Annotated in this window: 24 protein-coding genes and 1 other RNA gene; 19 read left to right on the plus strand and 6 right to left on the minus strand. The window is 59.3% G+C overall.

The genetic code is table 11. From position 1 onward, the window contains the following. The first annotated feature begins 1 nt into the window (after position 1). Complete coding sequence (locus ACWKV5_RS20980) at positions 2-1,357, plus strand: tryptophan--tRNA ligase (protein ID WP_483842835.1); 1,356 nt, start codon at positions 2-4, stop codon at positions 1,355-1,357. 91 nt (positions 1,358-1,448) lie between these two features. Further along, a complete protein-coding gene (gene zapE / locus ACWKV5_RS20985; RefSeq protein ID WP_483842836.1) occupies positions 1,449-2,543 on the plus strand; it encodes a cell division protein ZapE in 1,095 nt (364 codons plus the stop codon). 191 nt (positions 2,544-2,734) lie between these two features. Here the strand turns inward: zapE and ACWKV5_RS20990 are convergent, their stop codons facing one another. Next, the gene (locus ACWKV5_RS20990; RefSeq protein WP_483842922.1) at positions 2,735-3,631 is read right to left on the minus strand and encodes a GlxA family transcriptional regulator; all 897 of its coding nucleotides are present in this window, start codon (positions 3,629-3,631) and stop codon (positions 2,735-2,737) included. A 243-nt stretch (positions 3,632-3,874) separates the two neighbouring features. Between ACWKV5_RS20990 and ACWKV5_RS20995 the strand changes: the two genes are divergently transcribed. After that, positions 3,875-5,011: an acyl-CoA dehydrogenase family protein gene (locus ACWKV5_RS20995; protein WP_483842837.1), complete on the plus strand. Its 1,137-nt coding sequence runs from the start codon at positions 3,875-3,877 to the stop codon at positions 5,009-5,011. A gap of 103 nt (positions 5,012-5,114) precedes the next feature. On the opposite strand, the gene ACWKV5_RS21000 is transcribed toward ACWKV5_RS20995, so the two are convergent. Beyond that, positions 5,115-6,155, minus strand: a complete 1,041-nt coding sequence (locus ACWKV5_RS21000) for an NADP(H)-dependent aldo-keto reductase (RefSeq protein WP_140668506.1) — start codon at positions 6,153-6,155, stop codon at positions 5,115-5,117. Between the two features lie 245 nt (positions 6,156-6,400). On the opposite strand from ACWKV5_RS21000, the gene rplM reads away from it, so the two are divergent. The 7 genes from rplM to ACWKV5_RS21035 all read left to right on the plus strand — a co-directional run bounded on the left by rplM (position 6,401) and on the right by ACWKV5_RS21035 (position 11,291). After that, positions 6,401-6,829, plus strand: a complete 429-nt coding sequence (gene rplM / locus ACWKV5_RS21005; RefSeq protein ID WP_046048262.1) for a 50S ribosomal protein L13 — start codon at positions 6,401-6,403, stop codon at positions 6,827-6,829. A gap of 14 nt (positions 6,830-6,843) precedes the next feature. Then, the gene (gene rpsI, locus ACWKV5_RS21010; RefSeq protein ID WP_002555064.1) at positions 6,844-7,236 is read left to right on the plus strand and encodes a 30S ribosomal protein S9; all 393 of its coding nucleotides are present in this window, start codon (positions 6,844-6,846) and stop codon (positions 7,234-7,236) included. A gap of 269 nt (positions 7,237-7,505) precedes the next feature. Then, complete coding sequence (gene petA / locus ACWKV5_RS21015; protein WP_046026711.1) at positions 7,506-8,099, plus strand: ubiquinol-cytochrome c reductase iron-sulfur subunit; 594 nt, start codon at positions 7,506-7,508, stop codon at positions 8,097-8,099. Then, the gene (locus ACWKV5_RS21020) at positions 8,099-9,310 is read left to right on the plus strand and encodes a cytochrome b (protein WP_483842838.1); all 1,212 of its coding nucleotides are present in this window, start codon (positions 8,099-8,101) and stop codon (positions 9,308-9,310) included. Before petA ends, ACWKV5_RS21020 begins: the two co-directional genes overlap by 1 nt. Next, positions 9,310-10,092 (plus strand): cytochrome c1, encoded by a 783-nt coding sequence (locus tag ACWKV5_RS21025; protein ID WP_483842839.1) that lies wholly within the window; start codon positions 9,310-9,312, stop codon positions 10,090-10,092. The genes ACWKV5_RS21020 and ACWKV5_RS21025 overlap by 1 nt, the downstream gene beginning before the upstream one ends. Positions 10,093-10,243: 151 nt before the next feature. Continuing rightward, positions 10,244-10,861, plus strand: a complete 618-nt coding sequence (locus tag ACWKV5_RS21030; protein WP_027922678.1) for a glutathione S-transferase N-terminal domain-containing protein — start codon at positions 10,244-10,246, stop codon at positions 10,859-10,861. Between the two features lie 16 nt (positions 10,862-10,877). Continuing rightward, positions 10,878-11,291: a ClpXP protease specificity-enhancing factor gene (locus ACWKV5_RS21035; protein ID WP_007943725.1), complete on the plus strand. Its 414-nt coding sequence runs from the start codon at positions 10,878-10,880 to the stop codon at positions 11,289-11,291. A gap of 51 nt (positions 11,292-11,342) precedes the next feature. Here the strand turns inward: ACWKV5_RS21035 and ACWKV5_RS21040 are convergent, their stop codons facing one another. The 4 genes from ACWKV5_RS21040 to ACWKV5_RS21055 all read right to left on the minus strand — a co-directional run bounded on the left by ACWKV5_RS21040 (position 11,343) and on the right by ACWKV5_RS21055 (position 14,792). After that, a complete protein-coding gene (locus tag ACWKV5_RS21040; protein ID WP_123435079.1) occupies positions 11,343-11,924 on the minus strand; it encodes a BON domain-containing protein in 582 nt (193 codons plus the stop codon). Further along, positions 11,921-12,514, minus strand: a complete 594-nt coding sequence (locus ACWKV5_RS21045; protein ID WP_008025961.1) for a phosphoheptose isomerase — start codon at positions 12,512-12,514, stop codon at positions 11,921-11,923. Before ACWKV5_RS21045 ends, ACWKV5_RS21040 begins: the two co-directional genes overlap by 4 nt. A gap of 104 nt (positions 12,515-12,618) precedes the next feature. Then, on the minus strand, positions 12,619-12,981 hold the full coding sequence (locus ACWKV5_RS21050; RefSeq protein ID WP_483842923.1) for a YraN family protein: 363 nt from the start codon (positions 12,979-12,981) through the stop codon (positions 12,619-12,621). Further along, entirely contained in the window at positions 12,981-14,792 is a 1,812-nt protein-coding gene (locus ACWKV5_RS21055; protein WP_483842840.1) for a penicillin-binding protein activator, read from the minus strand. Before ACWKV5_RS21055 ends, ACWKV5_RS21050 begins: the two co-directional genes overlap by 1 nt. 176 nt (positions 14,793-14,968) lie before the next feature. Between ACWKV5_RS21055 and rsmI the strand changes: the two genes are divergently transcribed. The 9 genes from rsmI (at position 14,969) to mraY (ending at position 23,992) form a co-directional block, all read left to right on the plus strand. Further along, on the plus strand, positions 14,969-15,874 hold the full coding sequence (rsmI, locus tag ACWKV5_RS21060; RefSeq protein ID WP_483842841.1) for a 16S rRNA (cytidine(1402)-2'-O)-methyltransferase: 906 nt from the start codon (positions 14,969-14,971) through the stop codon (positions 15,872-15,874). Positions 15,875-15,949: 75 nt separating this feature from the next. After that, positions 15,950-16,303: RNase P RNA component class A (gene rnpB / locus ACWKV5_RS21065), an RNA gene on the plus strand. A gap of 355 nt (positions 16,304-16,658) precedes the next feature. Then, the gene (mraZ, locus tag ACWKV5_RS21070) at positions 16,659-17,114 is read left to right on the plus strand and encodes a division/cell wall cluster transcriptional repressor MraZ (protein WP_008147486.1); all 456 of its coding nucleotides are present in this window, start codon (positions 16,659-16,661) and stop codon (positions 17,112-17,114) included. After that, complete coding sequence (gene rsmH, locus ACWKV5_RS21075; protein WP_483842842.1) at positions 17,111-18,058, plus strand: 16S rRNA (cytosine(1402)-N(4))-methyltransferase RsmH; 948 nt, start codon at positions 17,111-17,113, stop codon at positions 18,056-18,058. Before mraZ ends, rsmH begins: the two co-directional genes overlap by 4 nt. Continuing rightward, positions 18,055-18,348 carry a cell division protein FtsL gene (ftsL, locus tag ACWKV5_RS21080; protein ID WP_027922684.1) on the plus strand — a complete coding sequence of 98 codons (294 nt, stop codon included), beginning with the start codon at positions 18,055-18,057 and terminating at the stop codon, positions 18,346-18,348. Before rsmH ends, ftsL begins: the two co-directional genes overlap by 4 nt. Next, the gene (locus ACWKV5_RS21085; protein WP_193560087.1) at positions 18,348-20,087 is read left to right on the plus strand and encodes a peptidoglycan D,D-transpeptidase FtsI family protein; all 1,740 of its coding nucleotides are present in this window, start codon (positions 18,348-18,350) and stop codon (positions 20,085-20,087) included. Before ftsL ends, ACWKV5_RS21085 begins: the two co-directional genes overlap by 1 nt. Then, positions 20,087-21,550, plus strand: coding sequence for a UDP-N-acetylmuramoyl-L-alanyl-D-glutamate--2,6-diaminopimelate ligase (locus ACWKV5_RS21090; RefSeq protein ID WP_483842843.1), 1,464 nt, complete (start codon positions 20,087-20,089; stop codon positions 21,548-21,550). The genes ACWKV5_RS21085 and ACWKV5_RS21090 overlap by 1 nt, the downstream gene beginning before the upstream one ends. Continuing rightward, complete coding sequence (locus tag ACWKV5_RS21095; protein WP_483842844.1) at positions 21,543-22,910, plus strand: UDP-N-acetylmuramoyl-tripeptide--D-alanyl-D-alanine ligase; 1,368 nt, start codon at positions 21,543-21,545, stop codon at positions 22,908-22,910. Before ACWKV5_RS21090 ends, ACWKV5_RS21095 begins: the two co-directional genes overlap by 8 nt. Then, the gene (gene mraY / locus ACWKV5_RS21100; protein WP_123435073.1) at positions 22,910-23,992 is read left to right on the plus strand and encodes a phospho-N-acetylmuramoyl-pentapeptide-transferase; all 1,083 of its coding nucleotides are present in this window, start codon (positions 22,910-22,912) and stop codon (positions 23,990-23,992) included. The genes ACWKV5_RS21095 and mraY overlap by 1 nt, the downstream gene beginning before the upstream one ends. The last annotated feature ends 4 nt before the right edge of the window (positions 23,993-23,996 follow it).

The following is a 23,996-nucleotide window of genomic DNA, read 5'->3' on the forward strand; positions in this document are numbered from 1 at the left end:
CATGACGACTCGTACCCGTATCCTCACCGGCATCACCACCACCGGCACGCCGCACCTGGGCAACTACGCCGGCGCCATCCGCCCGGCGATCGTCGCCAGCCGTGACAGCAATGCCGATTCGTTCTACTTCCTGGCCGACTACCACGCCCTGATCAAATGCGATGACCCGCTGCGCATCCAGCGCTCGCGTCTGGAAATCGCCGCGACCTGGCTGGCCGGTGGCCTGGATGTGGACCGCGTGACGTTCTATCGCCAGTCCGACATCCCGGAAATCCCCGAGCTGACCTGGCTGCTGACCTGCGTTGCCGCCAAGGGCCTGCTCAACCGCGCCCATGCCTACAAGGCTTCGGTGGACAAGAACGTCGAGACCGGCGAAGACCCGGACGCCGGCATCACCATGGGCTTGTACAGCTACCCGGTGCTGATGGCGGCGGACATTCTGATGTTCAACGCGCACAAGGTGCCGGTCGGTCGTGACCAGATCCAGCACGTGGAAATGGCCCGCGACATCGGCCAACGCTTCAACCACCTGTTTGGTCAGGGCAAAGAATTCTTCACCATGCCTGAAGCGCTGATCGAAGAAAGCGTTGCCACGCTGCCAGGCCTCGACGGTCGCAAGATGTCGAAGAGCTACGACAACACCATTCCGTTGTTCAGCAGCGCCAAAGAGATGAAGGACGCCATTTCGCGGATCGTCACCGATTCGCGCGCGCCGGGCGAAGCCAAGGACCCGGACAATTCGCACTTGTTTACCTTGTTCCAGGCGTTTGCTACGCCGGCTCAGGCCGACGAATTCCGCAGCGAACTGTTGCAGGGTCTGGGTTGGGGTGAGGCGAAGAATCGTCTGTTCCAATTGCTGGACAGCGAACTGGGCGAGTCCCGCGAGCGTTATCACCAGTTGATCGAACGCCCGGCGGACCTGGAAGACATGCTGCAAGTGGGTGCCAAAAAGGCCCGTGCAGTAGCGACGCCGTTCCTCAACGAATTGCGTGAAGCGGTCGGCCTGCGTTCTTTCGTGGCCCAGACTCAAGTCGCCGCCACCACCAAGAAAAAAGCCGCGAAAGCTGCACGTTTTGTCAGCTTCCGCGAAGACGACGGCAGTTTCCGCTTCCGTTTGCTGGCGGCCGATGGCGAGCAACTGCTGTTGTCGCGCAACTTCGCCGACGGCAAAACCGCAGGCCAGGTGACCAAGCAACTGCAAGCGGGCCAGCCTCTGGACGTGCGCAGCGAAGACCTGAGCTTCAGCGTCTGGCTGGAAGGCGAGTGCGTGGCAGACAGCCCGGCATTCGCCGACAGCGCCGCGCGTGACGTCGCCATCGACGTCCTGCGCGTTGCGTTGACGCCGGTTCAGGAATAAATCAGCGGCTCGACCCGACCAAGGGCCGATTGCCATTCCCCCGGGCCGTCGCTACAGTGACGGCCCGTTTTTGTTGCCTTGCTAACGAATTATGACGCCCCTAGAACGATATCAAGCTGATCTGAAGCGCCCGGAATTCTTCCATGACGCCGCGCAGGAAACTGCCGTGCGCCATTTGCAGCGCCTGTACGACGATCTGGTCGCGGCCTCGCAGAGCAAGCCGGGCCTATTCGGCAAACTGTTTGGCAAGAAAGAGCAGGCGCCGGTCAAGGGCCTGTACTTCTGGGGCGGCGTGGGTCGCGGCAAGACTTACCTGGTCGACACCTTCTTCGAAGCGCTGCCGTTCAAGGAAAAGACCCGGACTCACTTCCACCGCTTCATGAAGCGTGTGCACGAAGAGATGAAGACCCTCGGCGGCGAGAAGAACCCGCTGACCATCATCGCCAAGCGTTTTTCCGACGAGTCGCGTGTAATCTGCTTCGATGAATTCTTCGTCTCCGACATCACCGACGCGATGATTCTCGGCACGCTGATGGAAGAGCTGTTCAAGAACGGCGTGACCCTGGTCGCGACCTCGAACATCGTGCCGGACGGCCTGTACAAGGACGGCCTGCAACGCGCGCGCTTCCTGCCAGCCATCGCGCTGATCAAGCAGAACACCGACATCGTCAACGTCGACAGTGGCGTCGATTACCGTCTGCGTCACCTTGAGCAAGCGGAACTGTTCCACTTCCCACTGGACGAAGCCGCTCAGGAAAGCTTGCGCAAGAGCTTCCGTGCGCTGACGCCGGAATGCACGGCAGCGGTCGAGAACGACGTGCTGATGATTGAGAATCGCGCCGTCCGTGCGGTACGTACGTGCGATGACGTGGCCTGGTTCGACTTCCGCGAACTGTGCGACGGCCCGCGCAGCCAGAACGATTACATCGAACTGGGCAAGATCTTCCACGCCGTGCTGCTCAGCGGTGTCGAGCAGATGAGCGTCACCACCGACGACATCGCCCGTCGCTTTATCAACATGGTCGACGAGTTCTACGACCGTAACGTCAAGCTGATCATTTCTGCCGAAGTCGAGCTCAAAGATCTCTACACCGGCGGTCGCCTTAACTTCGAGTTCCAGCGCACGCTCAGCCGTCTGCTGGAGATGCAGTCGCACGAATTCCTGTCCCGGGCGCATAAGCCGTAGGACGATTCGGAAACAAAAAAAGGGCCTGCAAATGCAGGCCCTTTTTTATGCGCCTCTTTTGGCTCACCACAATCCCTGTGGGAGCGAGCCTGCTCGCGAAGGCAGAGTGTCAGGCGACATCAATGTTGACTGTGCCGGCCACTTCGCGAGCAGGCTCGCTCCCACAATTGGATTGTGATGGGATCTAAGGTTTAGGCAGCCTGCTGAAACTGCTGTCGATACTGGTTCGGCGACAACTCAGTGTGCTGGCGGAACAACCGAGCAAAGAAGCTTGCATCGTCGTAACCGACCTCATAACTGATGGTCTTGATGCTCTTGCGGCTGCCGGACAGCAGGCCCTTGGCGGTTTCGATGCGCAGGCGTTGCAGGTAATGCAGCGGCTTGTCGCCGGTCGCGGTCTGGAAGCGGCGCATGAAGTTGCGGATGCTCATGCCGTGCTCGCGGGCCACGTCTTCGAAGCGGAATTTATCGGCGAAGTGCTCTTCGAGCCAGTGCTGGATCTGCAGGATGATTACGTCCTGGTGCAGCTTCTGGCCGCCAAAACCTATCCGTCCCGGGGAATAGCTGCGCTGGACTTCGTAGAGGATATCCCGCGCCACGGCCTGCGAAACGTTGGCGCCGCAGAAGCGCTCGATCAGGTAGATGTAGAGGTCGCAGGCCGACGTGGTGCCGCCGGCGCAATACAGGTTGTCGGCGTCGGTCAGGTGCTTGTCCTGATTCAGCTGAACCTGCGGGTAGCGCTCGGCGAACGCGTTGAAGAAGCGCCAGTACGTGGTCGCTTCCTTGCCATTGAGCAGGCCGGCCTCGGCGAGCCAGAACACCCCGGTCGCCTCGCCACACAACACCGCACCGCGGGCATGTTGCTCGCGCAGCCACGGCAGGACCTGTGGGTAGCGTTGGCAGAGCGTCTCGAAGTCGTCCCAGAAGGCGGGGAGGATGATGATGTCGGCGTTTTCCAGGCCGCCGTCTACCGGGATGATCACATCGCTGAAGCTGTTCACCGGTTTGCCGTCGGGGCTGACCAGCCGGGTTTCAAACGCCGGCGTCAGGCCCTGGCCCAGCTGTTTTCCATAGCGCAGGCTGGCCAGATGGAAAAAATCTTTGGCTTGCAGGAGGGTGGAAGCGAAAACCCGGTCGATCGCCAGGATGCTGACGCGCCGCAGGGGCGTGGAGACTTGCTTAGACATAATTCAACTTTATTTTTATAAGGGAAAGTGGTCATCAAACGGCTGGATCGTCTTATTTTTTGTCTGATGTGTCCAGTGTCCTGTGTCGGATGTGAGGCTTAGTCTCTCTGGGCCCATTCCTCTAACAATAACGACAGGTGCCGCATGATCCCCAGAACCTTGTTCAGTTCCGAGCACGAACTTTTCCGCGATAGCGTGCGAACGTTCCTCGAGAAAGAGGCTGTTCCGTTTCACGCACAGTGGGAAAAACAAGGCTATATCGACCGCAAACTCTGGAACAAGGCAGGGGAGGCGGGGATGTTGTGTTCGCATCTGCCGGAGGAATACGGCGGATTGGGCGCAGACTTTTTGTACAGCGCGGTGGTGATCGAAGAGGTCGGGCGCCTGGGGCTGACCGGGATCGGTTTCTCCCTGCATTCGGACATTGTGGCGCCATACATCCTGCATTACGGCAGTGAGGCGCTGAAGCACAAGTACCTGCCGAAACTGGTGTCCGGCGAGATGGTTACGGCGATCGCCATGACCGAGCCGGGGGCCGGTTCCGACCTGCAAGGGGTGAAAACCACGGCGGTGCTGGAGGGCGACGAGTACGTCATCAACGGTTCGAAAACCTTCATCACCAACGGCTTTCTGGCGGACCTGGTGATTGTCGTGGCCAAGACCGATCCCAAGGCTGGCGCCAAGGGCACCAGTCTGTTTCTGGTCGAGGCCGATACACTCGGTTTCGACAAGGGCAAGCGTCTGGAAAAGGTCGGGATGAAGGCCCAGGACACGTCGGAACTGTTCTTCCAGGACGTTCGGGTACCCAAGGAAAACCTGCTGGGACAAGCCGGGATGGGCTTTGCTTACCTGATGCAGGAATTGCCGCAAGAGCGCCTCACCGTGGCTATCGGCGGGCTGGCGTCGGCAGAAGCTGCGCTGCAATGGACGCTGGACTACACCCGCGAGCGCAAGGCGTTCGGCAAGGCGATTGCCGATTTCCAGAACACGCGCTTCAAACTGGCGGAGATGGCGACCGAGATTCAGATCGGCCGGGTCTTCGTCGATCGCTGTCTGGAGTTGCACCTGCAAGGCAAGCTGGACGTGCCGACGGCGGCGATGGCCAAGTATTGGGGCACGGACCTGCAATGCAAGGTGCTCGACGAGTGCGTGCAGTTGCATGGCGGCTACGGCTTTATGTGGGAATACCCGATTGCCCGGGCGTGGGCGGATGCGCGGGTGCAGCGGATCTATGCCGGCACCAACGAAATCATGAAGGAGATTATTGCTCGGTCGCTTTGATCTGCATTGACTGAACTGACGCCATCGCGGGCAAGCCACGCTCCCACAGGAATAACTGAACCTGTGGGAGCGTGGCTGGCCCGCGATTGGTTTTAAGGATCAATCAAGGGGCCGGGTTAGGGTGATCCTTGTGAATCGCCTCAATCCCCTCCAGCACTTCATCCGACAGTTTCAGTTCGAAGCTCGCTAAATTGCTTTCAAGCTGCTCCATCGTCGTCGCACCAATGATGTTGCTGGTGACGAACGGTTGCTGGGTGACAAAAGCCAGCGCCATCTGCGCCGGGTCCAGTCCGTGTTCACGGGCCAGTGCCACATAGCGGCTGCACGCTGCTTCAGACTGTGGGTTGAAATAGCGGCTGAAGCGGCTGTAGAGGCTCAGGCGGCCTTTTGGTGGGCGGGCGCCACCTTCGTACTTGCCCGACAAGAAACCGAACGCCAGCGGCGAATAAGCGAGCAAGCCGCATTGTTCGCGAATGGCAATTTCTGCCAGGCCGACTTCGAAGCTGCGGTTGAGCAGGTTGTACGGGTTCTGGATCGACACGGCGCGCGGCCAGCCACGGGCTTCGGCCAGGGCGAGGAAGCGCATGGTGCCCCACGGGGTTTCATTGGACAGGCCGATGTGGCGAATCTTGCCGGCCTTGACCTGCTCGTCCAGCGCTTCGAGGGTGTCTTCCAGCGGCGTGAGGTTGGCTTCGCTCTTGTGCTTGTAGCCCAGCTGTCCGAAGAAATTGGTGCTGCGTTCCGGCCAGTGCAGTTGATAGAGGTCGATGTAGTCGGTTTGCAGGCGTTTCAGGCTCGCATCCACGGCTTCGGTGATGTGCTGGCGGTTGTGGCGCAGGTTTTTGTCGCGGATGTAGTCGATGGTGTTGCCGGGGCCGGCGATCTTGCTGGCGAGGATCCAGTCGGCGCGATCGCCGCGACTTTTGAAGTAATTGCCGATGTAACGCTCGGTGGTGGCGTAGGTTTCGGCCTTGGGCGGCACCGGGTACATTTCGGCGGTGTCGATGAAATTGATCCCGGCACTTTTGGCCCGTTCAATCTGCGCGAAGGCTTCAGCCTCGCTGTTTTGCTCGCCCCAGGTCATGGTTCCGAGGCAGATGGCGCTCACGTTCAGATTGGTTCTGCCTAGCTGGCGATAGTCCATCAGGTACTCCTTGGGCAAAACAATCATAAAAGCAGGTTGAATTATTTTTCGCAATCTGCATAATTGCGCACCTCTTTCTGCAGTGGAAGTGATGCGCCGCCGCCGAAGAATCTTGCCGTTGAACGGACGCGCCGACCCGAGCCCCCGAAAGCGTCTGTATCCGGCTGCCTTTGACTTGTCAAAGTACGCACTATTCAGTAAGATCCGCCGTCTAATTTACAGGGCGGCCCCTGAGGCTATAAAGAATGAAAACTTTTACTGCTAAACCGGAAACAGTACAGCACGACTGGTTTGTCGTCGACGCTGCAGGTCAGACCCTGGGTCGTCTGGCCACCGAAATCGCGAGCCGTCTGCGTGGCAAGCATAAAGCTGAGTACACTCCTCACGTTGACACCGGCGACTACATCGTCGTTATCAATGCCGAGCAGATTCGTGTGACTGGTGCTAAAACCACCGACAAGATCTACTACTCCCACTCCGGTTTCCCGGGCGGCATCAAGTCGATCAACTTCGAAAAGCTGATCGCTAAAGCCCCTGAGCGCGTGATCGAGACCGCGGTCAAAGGCATGCTGCCTAAGAACCCGCTGGGTCGCGACATGTATCGTAAGCTGAAAGTCTATGCGGGCGCTGTACACCCTCATACTGCTCAGCAGCCCCAAGAACTGAAGTTTTAACGGAATAGTTCATTATGTCGGCGACTCAAAATTACGGCACTGGCCGTCGCAAGACCGCAACCGCACGCGTTTTCCTGCGTCCGGGTACTGGTAACATCTCCATCAACAACCGTTCGCTGGATAATTTCTTCGGCCGCGAAACTGCCCGCATGGTAGTTCGTCAGCCGCTGGAATTGACTGAGACTGTCGAGAAGTTCGACATCTACGTCACCGTGATCGGCGGTGGTGTAAGTGGTCAAGCTGGCGCAATCCGCCACGGTATCACTCGCGCACTGATGCAGTACGACGAAACCCTGCGTGGCGCTCTGCGCAAAGCTGGCTTCGTTACTCGCGATGCTCGTGAAGTTGAACGTAAGAAAGTCGGTCTGCGTAAAGCGCGTAAGCGTCCGCAGTACTCGAAGCGTTAATTCGCTTTCACGTTCAAAAAAGAACGCCCAGCCTCCTCACGGAGCTGGGCGTTTTTTTATGCGTGCGATTTATCAAAGAATTGCGCTGTGACAACTTGCCACAGCCGTAGAGCCCCTATACTGCAAGGCTTGGCAGTGGAGCCCTTGGGTAATTACCTTGTCAGAATTGGGGCTTTTCATTACCATTCGGCAAAATTTTTATAAGTACATAGATTTACTTAGTAGATGCCTGATTTAACAGGCCACAAAAGCTGATGGGAGAGGACTGAATGAGCAATGACGGCGTGAATGCAGGCCGGCGTCGCTTCTTGGTAGCAGCCACATCCGTGGTGGGTGCTGCAGGAGCGGTGGGGGCTGCGGTCCCGTTCGTGGGGTCATGGTTTCCCAGTGCCAAGGCGAAAGCCGCAGGTGCACCGGTGAAAGTGAATGTCAGCAAAATCGAGCCAGGCCAGCAGATGATTGCTGAGTGGCGCGGCCAGCCGGTATTCATTGTCCGCCGTACCGAGGAAATCCTGGGGAATCTGAAGAAGATCGAGGGCCAGCTCTCCGATCCGGATTCCAAGAACTCCACGCAACCTACGTATGTCGATCCGGAACTGCGTTCGATCAAGCCAGAAATTCTGCTGCTGATCGGTATCTGCACGCACCTGGGTTGCTCGCCGACCTTCCGTCCCGAAGTGGCACCTGCTGATCTGGGCAAGGACTGGGTGGGCGGCTATTTCTGCCCGTGCCACGGTTCCCACTACGATCTGGCTGGCCGCGTCTACAAGTCGCAACCTGCGCCTTTGAACCTGCCAGTTCCCCCGCATTCCTATGAGACCAACGACATCATTGTCATTGGCGTCGATACGGAGAAAGCGTGATGAGCAAGTTCATGGATTGGGTTGATGCGCGCTTTCCCGCGACCAAAATGTGGGAAGACCATCTCAGCAAGTACTACGCCCCGAAGAACTTCAACTTCTTCTACTTCTTTGGTTCCCTGGCGCTGCTCGTTCTGGTTAACCAGATCGTTACAGGTGTCTGGTTGACCATGAGCTACACCCCGTCGGCAGAAGAGGCATTTGCTTCCGTCGAATACATCATGCGCGACGTCGAGTACGGCTCGATCCTGCGTCTGCTGCACTCCACCGGCGCTTCGGCGTTCTTCATCGTGGTTTATCTGCACATGTTCCGTGGCTTGCTCTACGGTTCGTACCAGAAGCCGCGTGAGCTGGTGTGGGTCTTTGGCATGCTGATCTACCTGGCGCTGATGGCTGAAGCCTTCATGGGCTACCTGCTGCCGTGGGGCCAGATGTCCTACTGGGGTGCCCAGGTGATCATCTCGCTGTTCGGTGCGATCCCGGTCATCGGTAACGACCTGACCCAGTGGATCCGTGGTGACTACCTGATTTCCGGTATTACCCTGAACCGCTTCTTCGCCCTGCACGTTGTTGCGTTGCCGATCGTGATCCTCGGTCTGGTGGTGCTGCACGTTCTGGCATTGCACGAAGTCGGTTCGAACAACCCGGACGGCGTGGACATCAAGAAACACAAGGACGAAAACGGCGTACCGCTGGACGGCATTGCCTTCCACCCGTACTACACCGTGAAAGATATCGTCGGCGTGGTGGTGTTCCTGTTCATCTTCTGCTCGATCGTGTTCTTCTTCCCGGAAATGGGCGGTTACTTCCTCGAGAAGCCGAACTTCGAAGTGGCGAACGCCTTCAAGACCCCAGAGCACATCGCTCCGGTCTGGTACTTCACTCCGTTCTACGCAATTTTGCGGGCCATCCCGGACAAGCTCATGGGTGTTATCGCCATGGGTGCGTCGATTGCCATGCTGTTCGTCCTGCCGTGGCTGGACCGTAGCCCCGTCAAGTCGATGCGCTACAAAGGCTGGCTGAGCAAGGCCTGGCTGTGGGTGTTCTGCATTTCGTTCGTGATTCTGGGTGTGCTGGGCGTGTTGGCCCCGACTCCTGAGCGGACGTTGCTGTCGCAGGTATGTACCTTCCTGTACTTCGCCTACTTCATTCTGATGCCGTTCTACACCAGGCTCGAGAAGACCAAACCGGTTCCGGAAAGGGTGACTGGCTGATGAAAAAGTTATTTTTAGCGCTGATTTTTGCTGCTTTGCCTGTCCTGTCCTTCGCGGCTGAACACGGTGGTCCTGAGCTGGAAAAGGTCGACATCGACGTTTCCGACAAGGCTGCCATGCAAGATGGTGCACGTACCTTTGCCAACTATTGCATGGGCTGCCACAGCGCCAAGTTCCAGCGCTATGAGCGCGTTGCCGATGACCTGGGTATTCCCCATGATCTGATGCTGTCGAACCTGGTGTTCACTGGCGCCAAGATTGGCGACCACATGAGCATCGGCATGCAGCCGGCAGACGCCAAGGCCTGGTTCGGCGCGGCGCCGCCTGACCTGACGCTGGTGGCTCGTGTTCGCGGTACTGACTGGCTCTATGGCTACCTGAAGTCGTTCTACGAAGATCCGTCGCGTCCGTGGGGCGTGAACAACAAGGTCTTCCCGAACGTCGGCATGCCTAATGTCCTGGCGGGCCTGCAAGGCCGTCAGGTTATCGGTTGCAAGCAGGTTCAGATCGTCGAAGACGGCAAGAAGCAATATGACCCGCTGACTGGTACGCCTTTGACTCACGAAGCCTGTGATCAAATGACCATCGTGCCGAAAACCGGAGCCCTGACCGAAGAGCAGTTCGATGAGAAGGTCAAGAATCTGGTAACCTTCCTGGCTTACTCGGCTAACCCGGTTAAGTTGCAACATCAGCGCATTGGTACTTACGTCTTGCTGTACCTGGCGTTCTTCTTCGTGTTCGCTTATCTGCTCAAGCGCGAATACTGGAAAGATGTGCACTGATAAAGATTCAAGCAGTTGCTGTTAATCGCGCGCGCCCAAGGGCGCCTCTGAAGGTGTAACGAGTCTGGGTGATCCAGGCGTTACGGGAGGCGTCCTCTGGGCGCGCTCGTTTTTCCGCTTTCGATAATTTCAACAAGCGAGGAGGACCGCCATGGGCGTGACCAATCGGTTGGCCTGTTACTCCGACCCCGCCGACCACTATTCCCACCGAGTGCGTATCGTACTTGCAGAGAAGGGTGTCAGCGCCGAGATCATTTACGTGGAAGCTGGTCGCCAGCCGCCTAAACTGATTGAGGTGAACCCTTACGGAAGCCTGCCCACCCTGGTCGATCGTGACCTGGCGTTGTGGGAGTCGACCGTGGTGATGGAATATCTGGATGAGCGTTACCCGCACCCGCCGTTACTGCCGGTTTATCCTGTGGCGCGTGCCAACAGCCGTCTGCTGATTCATCGTATTCAGCGCGACTGGTGTGGCCTGGTGGATCTGATCCTGGATTCGAAGACCAAGGAAGCAGCCCGCGTCGTCGCTCGTAAAGAGCTACGCGAGAGCCTGACGGGCGTGTCGCCGTTGTTCGCCGACAAGCCGTTTTTCCTCAGCGAGGAACAAAGTCTGGTGGATTGCTGCCTACTACCCATACTCTGGCGCTTGCCGATTTTGGGTATTGAACTGCCGCGGCCTGCCAAGCCGCTGCTTGATTATATGGAGCGCTCGTTTGCGCGTGAGGCTTTCCAGGCAAGTCTGTCTGGTGTCGAACGCGATATGCGCTAAGGCTTAAGGAGCCGCTATGAACTCCAGTCGACCTTATCTGGTCCGCGCGCTCTACGAGTGGATTGTGGACAACGATTGCACCCCGCACATGCTGGTCAATTCGGAATATCCGTCGGTGCAGGTGCCTCAGGGTTTTGCCAGTGACGGGCAAATCGTCTTGAACGTGTCGCCACAAGCCGTGCGTCATTTGCACATGGACAATGAGGCGGTCAGCTTCGAAGGGCGCTTTGGTGGCGTGCCGCACACCCTGTACGTGCCTATCGCATCGATCCTGGGTATTTACGCCCGGGAGAACGGTCAGGGCATGGTGTTCGATCTGGAATCGCCTATGGAAGACGAGGAAGAGATCGAGCCGGATGATGATATTCCGCCACCCGACAGCGAGCCGCCGCGTCCCAGCGGGCGACCCAGTTTGAAAGTGGTGAAGTAATAAAAAAGGCGATCCGGATGGATCGCCTTTTTTGTGCCTGCGGTTTGGGTATCAGTCGATGTACTCAAACAGCTTCACAATCTTCTGCACGCCGGAAACGCCTTGTACCAGGTTGGTTGCCTGAGTGGCTTCCTGTTTGGTCAGCAGGCCCAGCAAGTAGACGATACCGTTCTCGGTCACCACCTTGATGCGCGAACCGGGAATGTTGGCATCTGCGAGCATCTGGGTCTTGATCTTGGTGGTCAGCCACGCGTCATTCTGGCGAGCCAGCAGCGAGGAGGGCGGCAGGATCTGCAATTCGTTGTGCACGGTTTTTACCCGTTGCACAGCGGCAGCGGCCTGCTCGGCCTTGGCCTTGAGGTCTTCACGAGGCGTCTGCCCGGCGAGCAGCACCACACCGTTGAAGCTGGTGACGACAATGTGCGAATCCTTGTCCAGGGCCGGGTCGGCCTTGGCCACGTTGACCCCGACTTTGGTATCGATCAGGGAGTCGTCGATCTTGCTGCCGAAGGTGCGCGTGCCACGGTCATCTTCAATCGGCGCTTCACGGCTGGCGTTAACCACCGAGGTGCAGCCGCTGATGCCGATCAGGCACAGGGTCAAGGCCATCAGGCCTAGGCGATTAGGGGTCATTCTTCACTCCCGAACAGTTGGCTGTCGATCAGATCGCAAAGGCAATGGATCGCCAGCAGGTGGACTTCCTGAATACGTGCGGTGACATTGGCCGGTACGCGAATCTCGACATCCTCGGGCAAAAGCAGCGACGCCATGCCGCCGCCATCGCGACCGGTCAATGCTACGACAATCATTTCGCGATCATGTGCGGCCTGGATCGCCTGAATTATGTTTGCCGAGTTGCCACTGGTGGAAATCGCCAGCAATACGTCGCCTGGCTGGCCGAGGGCGCGGATCTGTTTGGAGAAGATTTCGTTGTAGCTGTAGTCATTGGCGATCGAGGTGATGGTCGAGCTGTCGGTGGTCAGCGCGATGGCTGGCAGGCTCGGGCGTTCACGCTCGAAACGGTTGAGCAGCTCCGACGAAAAGTGCTGGGCGTCGCCGGCGGAACCGCCGTTGCCGCAGGAAAGCATTTTGCCCTCATTGAGCAGGGCGTTGACCATCACTTGGCTGGCTTGCTCGATGTGCGGTGCAAGTACGTCCATCGCCATTTGCTTGGTGTCGATACTGGCCTGAAAAAGCTGGCGAATTCGGGATTGCATGTCCATCTGTGTGACCTTAATTAGCGCGGCTACTCGGCACATGAATGTGCAGCCCGCAAAGCAAAGAGCAAAAGTGTTGGGTGTAGGTGTCCGGTTCGGGGCGCAAGCGATCAGCTGTCGAAGGCATTCTGAATCCAGTTCAACTGATCAAGGTTGCTGTCGATGGCAACCACGTCGAAACGGCAAGGGGAATTGGCCCAACGCGACTCGCGCTGAAGAAAATATTGCGCGGCGAAAATCAGTTTCTGCCGTTTGCGCTCATCGATGCTATCGAGCGCGCCACCCCATTGGGTGTTTTTTCTGTAGCGAACTTCAACGAATACTACTGTATCGCCATCAAGCATGACCAGATCAAGCTCGCCGCGTTTACACAACCAGTTCTGCGCCAGCAGGCGCAGACCGTGTTGTTGAAGATGCTCGAGCGCATGGCGCTCGGCATCTTGACCGCTTTGCCGGCGTGACCTGTCAGGCATCAGTTCGGGGTGTCCGGCAGGCGTTGAACCTGACCGTTGACGAACTGGGCCCATGGCAACTGGCGCACGACGCGTTGGTTCTGAGTCATGCCCAGGCTACCCGATTGGCCCGAGATGCGGCTGTCCGGCAAGGCCTTGAGTTGGCCCAGGCGTGGCGCCAGGCGGTAGGCATCGACGCCCATGGCGTACAGGCGACCGAGGCTGCCGCCGGCTTGTGGCCATTGCGCCGTCACTTGTTTGCGCAGTGGATCATTGGCGTCCAGCAACCATGGGGTTTCGCAGAAGCGAATGCCGTTCATGTCGTTGTACTGGTTGACGTCGCCACTTGCGCTGAACACGTGGGAAGTGGCGTAAACCGGCACATCGCCTGCGTACTGGAAGTTCAGGGTCGGTTTGATCTGCTGGGCCTGTTGCGGTGTCGCGGCCAGGAAGATGAACTCGATGTCCTGACGACGCGAAGGCTGCGCTGCTACCTGCGAGCCAACGGTGCTTTGCAGGCTTTTCGCGCGGCCTTCGCTCTGGCGCAGCTGGAACATGTCAGCAATCTGCTGGGCCAGTTGAACCGGTTGGTCTACGCGTTCGGTGGCGACGATGGTGCCACCGTTGGCTTGCCAGTCCTGGCTGAATGCGCGCAGTACACGATCGCCCCATTCGCCTTTCGGCACCATGATCGCGGCGCGATGCAGGCCGTCGGCACGAGCACGGCGGGACACTTCGCGGGCTTCGTCTTCAGCAGCGAGGCCAAACTGGAATAGTTGAGCCGGGCCTTGTTCGCCTTCGCTGTAGTTCAGCGCCAACGTCGTGATGGGCAGTTGCGGACGCGAGCTGAGTTGTTTGACTAGCGGTTTTTCCAGCGGGCCAACCACCAGTTGCACGCCATCGGCCTGGGCCTTGCGATAGAACTCGTCCATCGACGTCAGCTTCGAGCTGTCATAAAACTCGATGGCCGGTGGCTTCTGCCCGGCTTGTTGCGCCTGGTAGTGAGCCGCCATGAAGCCTTCACGCAGCGCTTTGCCGACCGAGGCCAGCGGACCATCCTGTGGCAGCAGCAGGGCGATCTTGCTCAGGGGCTGGCTGGCCAGTTCCTTGAGGTTGGTCAGTGCCTGCGGCAGATGAACGGCGGCGGGGTGTTTAGGGTTTTGCGCGCGCCAGTTATCAATCGCGGCTTGCTGTTGTTCCAGCGTGCCAGCCGATTTCACCGCCAGCGCCAGGCTCATCCAGCCGCCGAGATCGTCGGAGGTGGTGGGTTGCAGTTGCTCGGTAGGCAGCGAGGCGATCAGGGTCCAGATCGCTTCGTGGTTTTTGCTGGCCGCTTCACCGCTCAGCATTGGCGCGATGAAAATACGCTCCCGTGCGGCGGCCAGCGTCTGGCCATCGGCTTCAAGGGCGCGGGCGTGAACAGTGCCGGTGCGAACCTGTTGCTCGACGGGCAATTCACTCAGGTGTTGCAGGCTCGGATGGCTCAAGGCAGTCAGCGCCGCTTTGGGTTGGTTGCGCACCATCGCCAGTTCCGCCGCCAGCGTGCTGGCGAAGACTTGTGGGCCTGGCTTGAGTTGCTCGACCGGAACCAACTGCAGGATTTGCGCGGACTGGCCGGCATTCCCTTGGCGGTAGGCCACGTCTGCTGCGCTCAGGCGCAACAGGGCGGCTTTTTCCGGATCTTTGCTTTGATTCGCCTGCTCGAGCAATTGCTCGATGCTGGCATCCGGGGTCCGTGGAAGTTCGCCAAGGCTGGAAGAGGGCGAGCTGGCGCAAGCCGCCAGCAAGGCAGCGAGGCAGAGGGCAGTGAACAGCCGCAGGCAAGCGATCATGTAATGTTCCTGTTACTCGATCAAATTAGCGTGGAATTGTACCCAAGCACTGGCCGGGGCGCGATGTTACTGGCGTGAATCGATCAATTTAGCTCGTGTAAATGTTGCAGCACTGCACAAATGCCGTCGAAACCCGGCAGGGGCCAGGCGTATCGCAAGCGCCACTACGCGCTACAATGTCGCCTTTTACCGATCATGAGGTGTGCGCTTTGACTGCTCCAGGTGCTTTGAATTCCGCTGCTGGCTCGCTTTATGTGGTGGCGACGCCCATCGGCAACCTGGACGACATCAGTGCGCGTGCACTGAAGATCCTGCGCGACGTCGCGTTGATTGCTGCCGAAGACACGCGTCACTCCCAGCGTTTGATGCAGCATTTTGGCATCCCGACACCGTTGGCCGCCTGTCACGAGCACAACGAGCGGGATGAAGGTAGCCGCTTTATCACGCGTCTGTTGGCAGGCGATGACGTGGCGTTGATTTCGGATGCCGGTACGCCACTGATTTCCGATCCCGGTTATCACCTGGTGCGTCAGGCCCGTGCTGCGGGGATCAATGTGGTGCCGGTGCCGGGAGCCTGCGCATTGATCGCCGCGCTGTCGGCGGCGGGTTTGCCATCCGACCGGTTTATTTTTGAGGGCTTCCTGCCGGCCAAGGCTGTCGGTCGTCGCGCTCGTCTCGAGCTGGTAAAGGAAGAACCACGCACGCTGATTTTCTACGAAGCGCCGCACCGCATCCTGGAATGCCTGCAGGACATGGAGTTGGTGTTCGGTGGGGAGCGCCAGGCGTTGCTGGCTCGGGAAATCACCAAAACTTTTGAAACCCTTAAAGGCCTGCCATTGGCCGAGTTGCGCGAGTTCGTCGAGTCGGACAGCAATCAGCAGCGCGGCGAGTGTGTGGTGCTGGTGGCTGGCTGGGCTGCGCCCGAGACCGAGGACGCCGTCAGCAGCGAAGCGATGCGCATCCTTGACCTGTTGCTGGAGGAGATGCCGCTCAAGCGTGCGGCAGCCTTGGCGGCGCAAATCACCGGCGAGCGCAAGAATGTGCTGTATCAGGTCGCACTGGATAAGCAGAAGGGCGAGTAAAACCCGACGTGCAGGAGCGGCGAAAGGCGTTTAGCGCTTGTTCTTCGGCCGCTCTGCCGTTAACCTTCGCGGCGGAGAGTCGATCGGACAGTCGCTGCCCTCTATGAAAATTAGGGGGGGGAGGAAAGTCCGGGCTCCATAGGGCGAAGTGCCAGGTAATGCCTGGGAGGCGTGAGCCTACGGAAAGTGCCACAGAAAATAACCGCCTAAGCGCTTCGGCGCCGGTAAGGGTGAAAAGGTGCGGTAAGAGCGCACCGCACGTCTGGCAACAGTTCGTGGCTAGGTAAACCCCACTTGGAGCAAGACCAAATAGGGTCCCAAGGCGTGGCCCGCGCTGGGACCGGGTAGGTTGCTAAAGATGTCCAGTGATGGCCATCGTAGACGAATGACTGTTCAAGACAGAACCCGGCTTACAGATCGACTCTCCACCTTTTTCCCCTCCCTGTTTGAATCGTTGAACAGGGCGCCAGTGATGGCAGTTTCCCTCCGTTCAGAATCATCAGCAGAAGCCCTCTCGTAATACCAAAAAAATCTTACTCTTAACAAACTACTTTAACTTTCGAGCGCAGCCATCCGTGCTGATTCAAGTTATTGAGTGGAATGACACGTCAGATTCCCGTAACACCTCCTTCTGTGCTCCTAAATCTCAGTTCTGTAAGGGTTTTCCTTTAATCCGCGCCTTGACGGTGCGGTGGCCGCATTCCTATAGTGTGCGCAAGTGGCGGAAAGTGGCATGAAGTGGGTTTTTTGAGCGTAAAACGCTAAAATTTGGAGAAACGCTGACGTGTTTCGCGGAGCTAACGCTATCAGTCTCGATGCAAAGGGCCGTCTCGCCATGCCGAGCCGGTACCGTGACGAGCTCGTTTCGCGTAGTTCCGGTCAGTTAATCGTCACAATCGATGCCGTTGATCCATGTTTGTGTGTTTACCCGCTCGATGAGTGGGAAATTATTGAAACCAAACTGCGCGCACTGCCTTCGCTTCGCGAAGAGAACCGCCGCCTGCAACGCTTACTGATTGGTAATGCCGTCGACCTCGAGCTCGATGGCAGTGGTCGTTTTCTGGTTCCACCGCGTCTTCGTGAATATGCCAAGTTGGATAAGCGCGCGATGTTGGTAGGCCAACTGAACAAGTTCCAATTATGGGACGAGGATGCCTGGGATGCGGTTTCTGCCGCTGACCTGGCTGCTATTCAACAACCGGGCGCCATGCCTGATGAACTGCGTGATTTGATCCTGTGACTATTGATAGCGGCTTTAACCACATCACCGTACTGCTTGACGAAGCCGTCGAGGCTCTCGCCGTACGTCCTGATGGCTGCTATCTGGACGGTACGTTCGGGCGCGGCGGTCACAGCCGGCTGATCTTGAGTCAGCTGGGTCCTGATGGCCGGTTGCTCGGATTTGACAAGGATCCTCAAGCCATTGCCACCGGGCAGACGCTAGCGGCCGAAGACGGCCGCTTTGTCGTTGTGCAGCGCAGCTTTGCCGAGCTCGGTTCGGAAGTCGCCGACCGCAGTCTGGCCGGCAAGGTCAGCGGCGTTTTGCTCGACCTCGGCGTGTCTTCGCCGCAGCTCGACGACCCTGAGCGTGGCTTCAGTTTCCTCAATGACGGCCCGCTGGACATGCGCATGGACCCGTCCCGCGGGATCAGCGCTGCCGAGTTCGTCAACACCGCGCCGGTGGAAGAAATCGCTCGTGTGTTCAAAGAGTACGGCGAAGAACGTTTCTCCGGTCGTATGGCCCGTGCCGTGGCCGAGCGCCGCGACATCAAGCCGTTCGAACGCACCGCCGACCTGGCCGAAGTCCTGAAAGTCGCCAATCCGGCATGGGAAAAGGGCAAGAACCCGGCGACCCGTGCGTTCCAGGGCCTGCGCATTCACGTCAACAACGAATTGGGCGATCTGGAAGCCGGCCTCGAAGCGGCTTTGGAATGCCTGGAAGTCGGCGGCCGCCTGGTCGTTATCAGCTTCCACTCGCTGGAAGACCGCATCGTCAAACTGTTCATGCGCAAACTGGTTAAAGGTGAAGCCGACAATCTGCCGCGCAACTTGCCGGTACGTCACGTCGCCTTCGAACCGATCATCAAGATCCATGGCAAAGCGCAGTCCGCCTCCGAGGCCGAACTCAAAGCCAACCCACGTTCCCGTAGCGCCGTCATGCGCGTGGCGGAGAAGCTGCGGTGAGCAAGCTTTTCGCCAAGCCACTGCCCGGCGGCAGCTTTTTCATGCTGCTGCTGTTTGTGGCCGTGCTCGTTTCGGCGATCGGCGTGTCGTACAGCGCCCACTGGAACCGTCAACTGTTGAACTCGCTGTACAACGAGTTGAGCGTGCGCGACAAGGCGCAGGCCGAGTGGGGCCGCCTGATTCTCGAGCAAAGTACCTGGACCGCCCACAGCCGTATCGAAGTGCTGGCCACCGAACAGCTGAAGATGCGCATTCCTGGCGCCGCTGAAGTGCAGATGGTGACGCCATGATGAAACTCGAAGGGGCAATGTTCCCATGGCGTTTCCGCGTGGTACTGGGGTTGCTCGGCATCATGGTCGCGGCGATTTCCTGGCGCATCATCGACCTGCAAGTCATCGACCGTGCCTTCCTTAAAGGTCAGGGCGATGCGCGCAGTGTTCGTCATATTCCTATCCCGGCTCACCGTGGTCTGATCACCGACCGTAACGGCGAGCCTTTGGCCGTGAGTACGCCGGTCACCACGCTGTGGGCCAACGCCAAGGAAATGCAAACGGCCAAGGAAAAGTGGCCGGCACTGGCGGCGGCGCTGGGTCAGGACCCGAAAGCCCTGGCTGAACGTCTCGAAGCCCAGGCCAACAAAGAATTCATTTACCTGGTGCGCGGGCTGACCCCCGAGCAGGGCCAGTCGGTGCTCGACCTGAAAGTGCCGGGCGTCTACGGCATTGAAGAGTTTCGGCGTTTCTACCCGGCCGGTGAAGTGACCGCGCACATGGTCGGATTTACCGACATCGATGACCACGGTCGTGAAGGTGTCGAACTGGCTTATGACGAATGGCTCGCCGGGGTCGCCGGCAAGCGTCAGGTCATCAAGGACCGGCGCGGAAGGCTGATCAAGGATGTCCAGGTCACCAAAAACGCCAAGGCCGGCAAGCCCTTGGCGTTGTCCATTGACCTGCGCCTGCAATACCTGGCCAACCGCGAACTGCGTAACGCGATCATCGAGAACGGCGCGAAGGCCGGCAGCCTGGTGATCATGGACGTGAAGACCGGCGAGATCCTCGCCATGGTCAACCAGCCGACTTACAACCCCAACAACCGTCGCAACTTGCAACCGGCGATGATGCGTAACCGCGCGATGATCGACGTGTTCGAACCAGGTTCGACCATGAAGGCGATCTCGATGAGCGCCGCGATTGAAACCGGCCGCTGGAAACCGAGCGATACCGTCGAGGTGTACCCAGGCTCCTTGCAGATCGGCAAATACACCATCAAGGACGTATCGAAGACCGAAGGCCCGGTGCTCGACCTGACCGGGATTCTGATCAATTCCAGTAACGTCGGCATGAGTAAGGTCGCGTTCGATATCGGCGGCGAAACCATTTTCCGTCTGGCGCAAAAAGTCGGTCTCGGCCAGGACACCGGCCTCGGCTTCCCGGGCGAACGCGTCGGCAACCTGCCGAACTACCGCGAATGGCGCAAGGCAGAAACCGCCACGCTGTCCTACGGCTACGGTATTTCCGTGACCGCGATCCAGTTGGTACACGCCTTCTCGGCGCTGGCCAACAACGGTCGCCTCGCACCGCTGACCCTGATCAAAACCGACACGCCGCCGCAGACCACGCAAGTGCTGCCGGAAGCCGTCGCAAAAACCATGCAAGGCATGCTGACCCAGGTAATCGAAGCGCCGCGCGGTGTGTTCCGTGCACAGGTGCCGGCGTACCACGTGGCCGGCAAGTCGGGTACTGCACGTAAAACGTCGGTGGGCACCAAGGGCTACGCCGAGAACTCTTACCGCTCGCTGTTCGCCGGCTTCGGCCCGATGAGCGATCCGCGTTACGCCATCGTCGTGGTGATCGATGAACCGACCAAGGCCGGTTACTTCGGTGGTCTGGTCTCGGCGCCGGTGTTCAGCAAAGTGATGTCCGGGACGCTGCGCCTGATGAACATCACGCCGGACAACCTGCCGCCGACGCAAACCGCGAACGCCACCCCCGTTGTTCCGCTGAAAGCCAATGGAGGGCGCGGCTGATGTCTCTAAGTCTGAATAAAATTTTCGCCCACGCTGGCCGCGATCTGTTGATCCGCGAATTGGCTCTCGACAGCCGCAACGTGCGCGCTGGCGACTTGTTTCTCGCTGTCCCTGGCGGGCGTTTCGACGGTCGTGCCCACATCGCCGACGCGCTGCAACGCGGCGCTGCCGCTGTGGCGTATGAAGTCGAAGGCTCGACCGTATTGCCGATCACCGACGTGCCGATGATTCCGGTCAAAGGCCTGGCCGCACAGCTGTCGGACATCGCCGGGCGCTTTTATGGCGACCCGAGCCGTCACTTGAACCTGGTGGGCGTGACCGGCACCAACGGCAAAACCAGCGTGACCCAATTGGTTGCCCAGGCGCTTGATCTGCTTGGCCAACACTGCGGCATCGTCGGCACGTTGGGCTCCGGTTTCTACGGCGCGCTGGAAAGCGGCCTGCACACCACGCCGAATCCAATCGCCGTGCAAGCGACCCTGGCCGACCTGAAAAAGGCCGGCGCCAAAGCGGTCGCCATGGAAGTCTCGTCCCATGGCCTGGATCAGGGCCGCGTCACAGCGCTGGCGTTTGATGTGGCGGTGATGACCAACCTGTCCCGCGATCACCTTGATTACCACGGCACCATGCAGGCCTACGGCGAAGCCAAGGCCAAGCTGTTTGCCTGGAACGATTTGAAGTGCCGGGTGGTGAATCTCGACGACGACTTTGGCCGGCAACTGGCCGCCGAAAAGCGTGAGTCGCGTTTGATCACCTACAGCCTCGAAGACAGCAGCGCCTACCTGTTTTGCCGGGAAGCGCAATTCGACGACGAAGGCGTGCGCGCCACATTGGTGACGCCGCAGGGCGAGCACCATTTGCGCAGCACCTTGCTCGGTCGCTTCAACCTGAGCAACGTGCTGGCCGCAGTCGGCGCGTTGCTCGGTCTGGATTATGCGCTGGACGAAATCCTCAACGTCCTGCCGAAGCTCGAAGGCCCGGCCGGTCGTATGCAGCGCCTCGGTGGCGGTACTCAGCCGCTGGTGGTGGTCGATTACGCCCACACCCCGGATGCGCTGGAAAAAGTATTGATGGCCCTGCGTCCACACGCCAAGGGTCGCTTGCTGTGCCTGTTCGGCTGCGGCGGTGATCGTGATCGCGGCAAGCGTCCGCTGATGGCCGAAGTGGTCGAGCGTCTGGCCGACGGCGTACTGGTCACCGATGACAACCCGCGCACCGAAGACCCGTCAGTGATCTTCGATGACATCCGCGCCGGCTTCACGGCTGTGGATAAAGTGACGTTCGTGGCCGGCCGTGGCCAGGCGATTGCCCAGTTGATCGCTGGTGCTTCGGCGGATGACGTGATTGTCCTGGCCGGCAAAGGTCACGAGGACTATCAGGAAATCAACGGCGAGCGTCACGACTTCTCCGATCTGGTCGAGGCCGATCATGCCCTGACCGCATGGGAGGTGGCTCATGCTTAAAGCCTTGAAACTGAGCGAACTGACCGGCGCATTGAATGGCCAACTGCTCGTTGCCGATGCCACGTTCGATGGCGTCAGCATCGACAGCCGTGCGATCAAGCCCGGCCAGCTGTTTATTGCCCTGACCGGCCCGCGTTTCGACGGTCATGACTACCTGAACGACGTGGCCAACAATGGCGCCGTAGCCGCACTGGTCGAGCGTGAAGTCGCCGACAGCGCGTTGCCACAACTGCTGGTCAATGACACCCGTCAGGCGCTCGGGCAACTGGGCGCGCTGAACCGTGCGGCGTTCACCCACCCGGTCGCAGCCATCACCGGTTCCAGCGGCAAGACCACGGTCAAGGAAATGCTCGCGAGCATCCTGCGCACGCGCGGTCCGGTGCTGGCGACCCGTGGCAACCTGAACAACGACCTCGGCGTGCCGCTGACCTTGCTCGAACTCGCGCCGGAACACACCGCCGCCGTGATCGAACTCGGTGCTTCGCGCCTGGGCGAAATTGCCTACACCGTGGGCATGACCAAACCCCACGTGGCCATCCTCAACAACGCAGGGACTGCGCACGTGGGCGAGTTTGGCGGGCCGGAAAAAATCGTTGAAGCCAAAGGCGAAATTATCGAAGGGCTCGAGGCCGATGGCATCGCCGTTCTTAATCTCGACGACAAGGCTTTTGAAATCTGGAAGACCCGCGCGGCCGGTCGCAAAGTGCTGACGTTCGCCCTGAGCAACCTCAGCGCCGATTTCTACGCCAGCGACCTGGACCGCGACGCTCGCGGTTGCCCGGCGTTCAACCTGCACACGCCTGAAGGTGTTGAGCGGGTTCAACTGAACCTGCTCGGCACGCATAACGTCGCCAACGCCATGGCCGCTGCCGCTGCCGCGCATGCCTTGGGCGTGTCGCTGTTCGGCATTGCCACGGGCCTGGGCGCCGTGCAACCGGTCAAGGGCCGCACCGTCGCGCAATTGGCCACCAACGGCATGCGCGTGATTGATGACACGTACAACGCAAACCCGACCTCCATGTGCGCCGCCGTTGATATACTCGCCGGCTTTTCCGGCCGCACCGTCCTGGTGCTCGGGGATATCGGCGAGTTGGGCGATTGGGCGGAGCAGGGGCACCGCGATGTGGGTGAATACGCCCGCGGCAAAGTATCCGCGCTGTATGCCGTCGGACCGATGATGGCTCACGCCGTCAACGCTTTCGGTCCACAGGCCTTTCACTTCAGCACTCAGGCTGAACTGATCAAGGCCCTGGGCGCCGAGCAAGACACCAACACCACCATTTTGATCAAGGGCTCGCGCAGCGCTGCGATGGAAAACATCGTCGCCGCTTTGTGCGGGTCCAGTCTGGAGAAACATTAATGCTGCTGCTGCTAGCGGAGTATCTGCAACAGTTCTACAAAGGCTTCGCGGTCTTTCAGTACCTGACCCTGCGCGGGATTCTCGGTGTGCTGACCGCGCTGGTCCTGTCGCTGTGCTATGGCCCGTGGATGATCCGCACTTTGCAGAACCGTCAGATCGGTCAATCCGTTCGCAACGACGGTCCACAGTCGCACTTGTCCAAGTCGGGTACACCGACCATGGGCGGCGCGCTGATTCTGTCGTCCATCGGCGTCAGCACCTTGCTCTGGGCTGACCTGAGCAACCGTTATGTCTGGACGGTGCTGCTGGTAACTTTGCTGTTCGGTGCCATTGGCTGGGTCGACGATTATCGCAAAGTGATCGAGAAGAACTCCCGTGGCTTGCCGAGTCGCTGGAAGTACTTCTGGCAGTCGGTGTTCGGCCTGGGCGCTGCGATCTTCCTTTATATGACCGCCGCCACCCCGGTGGAAACCACCCTGATCCTGCCGATGCTCAAGGATTACAGCATTCCGCTGGGTGCAGGCTTTATCGTCCTGACCTACTTCGTGATCGTCGGCTCGAGCAACGCGGTCAACCTGACTGACGGCCTTGATGGCCTGGCAATCATGCCGACCGTGATGGTCGGCGGCGGTCTGGGGATCTTCTGCTACCTGTCGGGTAACGTGAAATTCGCTGAATACCTGCTGATTCCTTATGTACCGGGCGCGGGTGAACTGATCGTGTTCTGCGGCGCGCTGATCGGTGCGGGCCTCGGCTTCCTCTGGTTCAACACCTATCCGGCCCAGGTGTTCATGGGCGACGTCGGCGCACTGGCGCTCGGCGCGGCACTGGGCACTATCGCGGTGATCGTCCGTCAGGAAATCGTCCTGTTCATCATGGGCGGCGTGTTCGTGATGGAGACCCTGTCGGTGGTCATCCAGGTGGCTTCTTTCAAGATGACCGGTCGCCGCGTGTTCCGCATGGCACCGATTCACCACCACTTTGAACTCAAGGGCTGGCCTGAGCCACGCGTGATCGTCCGTTTCTGGATCATCACCGTGATACTCGTACTGGTCGGCCTTGCCACCCTGAAGCTGAGGTAGGAAC

Source organism: Pseudomonas oplopanacis (genome assembly GCF_057128725.1).

Bases quoted from the DNA above. Each gene is read 5' to 3' on its own strand.
- ACWKV5_RS21085 (WP_193560087.1), top strand. From the start codon at position 18,348: ATGAAACTCGAAGGGGCAATGTTCCCATGGCGTTTCCGCGTGGTACTG.
- zapE (WP_483842836.1), top strand. From the start codon at position 1,449: ATGACGCCCCTAGAACGATATCAAGCTGATCTGAAGCGCCCGGAATTC.
- ACWKV5_RS21090 (WP_483842843.1), top strand. From the start codon at position 20,087: ATGTCTCTAAGTCTGAATAAAATTTTCGCCCACGCTGGCCGCGATCTG.
- ACWKV5_RS20980 (WP_483842835.1), top strand. From the start codon at position 2: ATGACGACTCGTACCCGTATCCTCACCGGCATCACCACCACCGGCACG.
- ACWKV5_RS21050 (WP_483842923.1), bottom strand. From the start codon at position 12,981: ATGCCTGACAGGTCACGCCGGCAAAGCGGTCAAGATGCCGAGCGCCAT.
- rpsI (WP_002555064.1), top strand. From the start codon at position 6,844: ATGTCGGCGACTCAAAATTACGGCACTGGCCGTCGCAAGACCGCAACC.
- ACWKV5_RS21040 (WP_123435079.1), bottom strand. From the start codon at position 11,924: ATGACCCCTAATCGCCTAGGCCTGATGGCCTTGACCCTGTGCCTGATC.
- ACWKV5_RS21030 (WP_027922678.1), top strand. From the start codon at position 10,244: ATGGGCGTGACCAATCGGTTGGCCTGTTACTCCGACCCCGCCGACCAC.
- rplM (WP_046048262.1), top strand. From the start codon at position 6,401: ATGAAAACTTTTACTGCTAAACCGGAAACAGTACAGCACGACTGGTTT.
- mraY (WP_123435073.1), top strand. From the start codon at position 22,910: ATGCTGCTGCTGCTAGCGGAGTATCTGCAACAGTTCTACAAAGGCTTC.
- ACWKV5_RS21055 (WP_483842840.1), bottom strand. From the start codon at position 14,792: ATGATCGCTTGCCTGCGGCTGTTCACTGCCCTCTGCCTCGCTGCCTTG.
- rsmI (WP_483842841.1), top strand. From the start codon at position 14,969: ATGTCGCCTTTTACCGATCATGAGGTGTGCGCTTTGACTGCTCCAGGT.
- ACWKV5_RS21035 (WP_007943725.1), top strand. From the start codon at position 10,878: ATGAACTCCAGTCGACCTTATCTGGTCCGCGCGCTCTACGAGTGGATT.
- ACWKV5_RS21045 (WP_008025961.1), bottom strand. From the start codon at position 12,514: ATGGACATGCAATCCCGAATTCGCCAGCTTTTTCAGGCCAGTATCGAC.
- ACWKV5_RS21095 (WP_483842844.1), top strand. From the start codon at position 21,543: ATGCTTAAAGCCTTGAAACTGAGCGAACTGACCGGCGCATTGAATGGC.
- ACWKV5_RS21025 (WP_483842839.1), top strand. From the start codon at position 9,310: ATGAAAAAGTTATTTTTAGCGCTGATTTTTGCTGCTTTGCCTGTCCTG.
- ACWKV5_RS21020 (WP_483842838.1), top strand. From the start codon at position 8,099: ATGAGCAAGTTCATGGATTGGGTTGATGCGCGCTTTCCCGCGACCAAA.
- petA (WP_046026711.1), top strand. From the start codon at position 7,506: ATGAGCAATGACGGCGTGAATGCAGGCCGGCGTCGCTTCTTGGTAGCA.
- ACWKV5_RS20995 (WP_483842837.1), top strand. From the start codon at position 3,875: ATGATCCCCAGAACCTTGTTCAGTTCCGAGCACGAACTTTTCCGCGAT.
- ACWKV5_RS21000 (WP_140668506.1), bottom strand. From the start codon at position 6,155: ATGGACTATCGCCAGCTAGGCAGAACCAATCTGAACGTGAGCGCCATC.